4 protein-coding genes are annotated in these 3,776 nt (G+C 65.6%); 3 read left to right on the top strand and 1 reads right to left on the bottom strand.

Going from position 1 to position 3,776, the window contains the following annotated elements:
- Positions 1–116 precede the first annotated feature (116 nt).
- Positions 117–944: a hypothetical protein gene (locus QMX78_RS20615; RefSeq protein WP_282273152.1), complete on the bottom strand. Its 828-nt coding sequence runs from the start codon at positions 942–944 to the stop codon at positions 117–119.
- A gap of 121 nt (positions 945–1,065) precedes the next feature.
- On the opposite strand from QMX78_RS20615, the gene QMX78_RS20620 reads away from it, so the two are divergent.
- The 3 genes from QMX78_RS20620 (at position 1,066) to QMX78_RS20630 (ending at position 3,701) form a co-directional block, all read left to right on the top strand.
- Entirely contained in the window at positions 1,066–2,367 is a 1,302-nt protein-coding gene (locus tag QMX78_RS20620; RefSeq protein WP_282273154.1) for a tryptophan--tRNA ligase, read from the top strand.
- Between the two features lie 22 nt (positions 2,368–2,389).
- Positions 2,390–2,683 carry a hypothetical protein gene (locus QMX78_RS20625; RefSeq protein WP_282273156.1) on the top strand — a complete coding sequence of 98 codons (294 nt, stop codon included), beginning with the start codon at positions 2,390–2,392 and terminating at the stop codon, positions 2,681–2,683.
- A gap of 85 nt (positions 2,684–2,768) precedes the next feature.
- Positions 2,769–3,701, top strand: a complete 933-nt coding sequence (locus tag QMX78_RS20630; RefSeq protein WP_282273159.1) for an MBL fold metallo-hydrolase — start codon at positions 2,769–2,771, stop codon at positions 3,699–3,701.
- Positions 3,702–3,776: the final 75 nt, after the last annotated feature.

Here is a 3,776-nt window from a genome sequence, read left to right on the forward strand (position 1 = left end):
GGCGTAAGCCGCGAAGCAAGGGCGTCATCAGATGGCACAACTTGCAAAGGTTGGGGCAATGTCAGCTTCGCGGCTTACGCCGCTCCCACAAGATCGGTGTCGGGCTGACGCTGCGATCAGCGCGCCGGTGGATCCGGCACGAAACCACTGGGGAAGGCCTGCGGCGAGTTGTCCACGCGACGATGGCCGCGCGGCAATACGCCCAACGCCACCAGCCGCTGCCGCGAGTCATAACGCACCTCGCTGACCTGTACCGGATTACGACTGGCACGCTCGAAGCTGGTCAGCGAAGAACTCGACCACTCACGCTCACCGTGACCGGTGCCCAGCCGCTGCCGCGATTCACTCTTGGCCATCGCACTGGGTGCAGCGGCTTCAGCCGCCCGTCCGCTGGAACTTGCGCTGGCACTGGCCTCGGCACGGTCCTCGTACTGCGGCATGGGCCGCGGCATGGGCCTTGGTGCCGGCAGTGGGCGCACGTCATACACCGGCCGGCGTGCCTCGTTGAACACCGCGATGCCGATCACCCCGACATTGGCCGGGCGGCCGGTGCGGCTGGCGTAGCTGTCGCTGGAGGCGGTGAACACGAACTGCGCCACCTCGGCATTGGATTTGCGCCAGCCGGTGATCTCGCTGCTCTGCCACGGCTCCAGCACATAGCCGGACTGGCTGGGCGAGGCCGTCTGGCCGGTGATGGCATTGACGCCGTCCACCGACAGCACCACCAGCACGCGCTGGCCGCTGCGGTTCTGCATGCGCACGCTGTAACGGTGGCCGGGGCTGCCGGCCACCCATCGCTGGCCCCGGTGGGGGTACTGCTCCAGCTCGCCTTCGCCGTCGCGGTCAATCACCGACAGCTGCACCGGGCCCTCATCTGCCGGCCGTACCGGGCTGAACCCGCATAGCGCGACAACCGACAACACACTGGCTAGAAAACGGTACATGGCAGGCTCCTTGGCGGGGTACGCGACCTTGAACGGGTGAGTGTGACCAACGGGGTTGAGGGCGGGGACAGGCTGGGGCGGTTACACTGGCCAGGTTCATCCGCTCGTCAGCTTGGTTTACATGACTACCCGCGTCCTCACCGGCATCACCCCCTCCGGCACCCCCCATCTCGGCAACTACGTCGGCGCGATCCGCCCGGCCATTGCCGCCAGCCAGGCCTCGGATATCGAGAGCTTCTTCTTCCTGGCCGACCTGCACAGCCTGATCAAGGCGCAGGAGCCCGAGCGCACCCAGCGTTCGACCCTGGAGATCGCGGCCAGTTGGCTGGCCTGCGGCCTGGACCCGGACAAGGTGTGGTTCTACCGGCAGAGCGACATCCCGGAAACCACCGAGCTGATGTGGTTCCTCACCGTGGTCGCCAGCAAGGGCATCCTCAACCGCGCCCATGCCTACAAGGCGGCGGTGGACAAGAACCGCGAGGAGCAGCTCGACGACGATGCAGGTGTCAGCGCCGGCCTGTTCATGTACCCGGTGCTGATGGCCGCCGATATCCTGATTTTCAACGCCAACAAGGTGCCGGTGGGTCGTGACCAGATCCAGCACATCGAGATGGCGCGCGACTTCGCCCAGCGCTTCAACCACGTCTACGGCAAGGAATATTTCGCCTTGCCGGAAGTGATCATCGACGAACAGGTGGCCACCCTGGCCGGCCTGGACGGCCGCAAGATGAGCAAGAGCTACAGCAACACCATCCCGCTGTTCGTGCCGCGCGAGGAGCTGAAGAAGCTGGTGTTCTCCATCCTCACCGACTCGCGCCTGCCGGGCGAGCCCAAGGACACCGAGGGCTCGGCGCTGTTCCAGATGTACCAGGCCTTCGCCACCCCGCAGCAGACCGCCGGTTTCGCCAAGGCGTTTGCCGAGGGCATCAGCTGGGGCGATGCCAAGCAGCAGCTGTTCGAGCGCATCGACGCCGAGCTGTCGCCGCTGCGCGAGCGCTACAACGCCTTGATGGCCGAGCCCGAGAAGATCGAAGCCATCCTGCGCAAGCGTGGCCAGCAGCTGCGCGAGCAGTTCGCCATCCCGCTGTTGAAGGAGCTGCGCCATGCGGTGGGCCTGCGTGACCTGTCCGCCGCAGGTGACAAGCCCAAGGCGGCCGTTGCTGCCAAGGCGGCGCTGCCGCTGTTCAAGCAGTACCGCGAGAAGGACGGCCGCTTCTACTTCAAGCTGCTTGATGGCGAAGGCACGCTGCTGATCCAGAGCGAAGGCTTTGACTCGCCGCGCGATGCCGGCCAGCTGATCGCCGTGCTCAAGCAGGCCGAGCAGGGCGATGCGCTGCAGAGCGAGCTGTTCAAGATCGAAGTAGAAGTGGAGCCGGTGCTGGCGGCATTGCGCGAACTGCGCGAGGCTGCGGCAAAGGAATAAACCCTTGTGGAGGAGCACGTCGATGGCCTGGTTGTCGTTGTTGTTGTTTCTCCCCTGGTTCTGCGTGATGGGCGCGCTGTACTGGTGGTTCCCGCGCCAGCCGCGCAATCGCCGGCGCAGCGTGTTTGATGCATCGATGCTGGTGCTGGCCCTGGTGGCCAGCATCGGTTTCATGTTGTGGGGTTACCACGTGGGAGCCACCGAAGTGGCCGAAGGCCTGTGGAAGCAGATCCTCGCCGTGTTGTATGCCTACGGCGGCTTCCTGGCGGTGATGGTGCTTGCCCTGCTGTTGCGCCCGCGCGTACTGCAGCACTGAGCCGACGCGGCTGCGACAAAAGTCCGGGTTGAGTGCGGGCAGGGGGGCTGGCAGGATCGAAGCCAGTTTCTGCCGGAGTTGTTGCATGTCTCTTGCCCATGGCATCCACACCATCGATACCGCGTTCCAGCGCGATCACTTCGATGCGGCCTACCTGATCGTGCAGGATGGCCGCGGCGCGTTCGTCGATTGCGGCACCACCCACTCGCTGCCGAATCTGCTGGCCTGTATCGCGCAGACCGGCCTGACGCCTGCGGACATAGATTGGCTGATCGTCACCCATGTGCACCTGGATCATGCCGGCGGCGCCGGTGCGCTGATGCAGCAGCTGCCCAATGCCAAGCTGGTGGTGCACCCGCGCGGCGCACAGCACATGATCGATCCGACGCGGCTGATTGCCGGTGCTACCGCGGTCTATGGCGAGGCCGAAATCGCGCGCAGTTATGGGCAGATCGTGCCGGTGCCGGCCGAGCGCGTGGTGGTTGCCGAGGACGGGCATCGCGTTCTGCTGGCGGGCCGTGAGCTGGTCTGCGTGGATACGCCGGGACACGCGCGGCATCACTTCTGCGTCTGGGATGTGGCCAGCCGCAGCTGGTTCACCGGCGATACCTTCGGTCTGTCGTACCGCGAGTTGGACCATGCCGGCGGTGCCTTCATCATTCCCACTTCCTCGCCGGTGCAGTTCGAGCCGGAGGCGATGCATGCCTCGATCCTGCGCTTGATGCAGGAAGCACCGGAAGGCATGTACCTGACCCATTACGGCCGGGTCGAAGGCACGGCGCGATTGGCGCAGGAACTGCACGAGCAGATCGACGCGATGGTGGCGATCGCACAGCGCTGCAACGGCGAACCGGAGCGCCATCGCCTGCTGGTGGAAGCGCTGGGCGCGCTGTACGTAGCGCGCTTGCGGCTACAGGGCAGCCCGCTGGACGCGTCAGAAGTGCTGCGCGTGCTGGCAATGGACCTCGAGCTCAACGCGCAGGGCCTGGCCTGCTGGCTGGACCGCGAGAAGCGCTGAAAGCGAGTGGCTTTCCTGTAGTGCCGAGCCATGCTCGGCAGAGGCTCTACCGGTAAAGCCCCTGCCGAGCATGGC

It is taken from the genome of Stenotrophomonas sp. PS02298, assembly GCF_029959445.1.
GTDB lineage: Bacteria > Pseudomonadota > Gammaproteobacteria > Xanthomonadales > Xanthomonadaceae > Stenotrophomonas.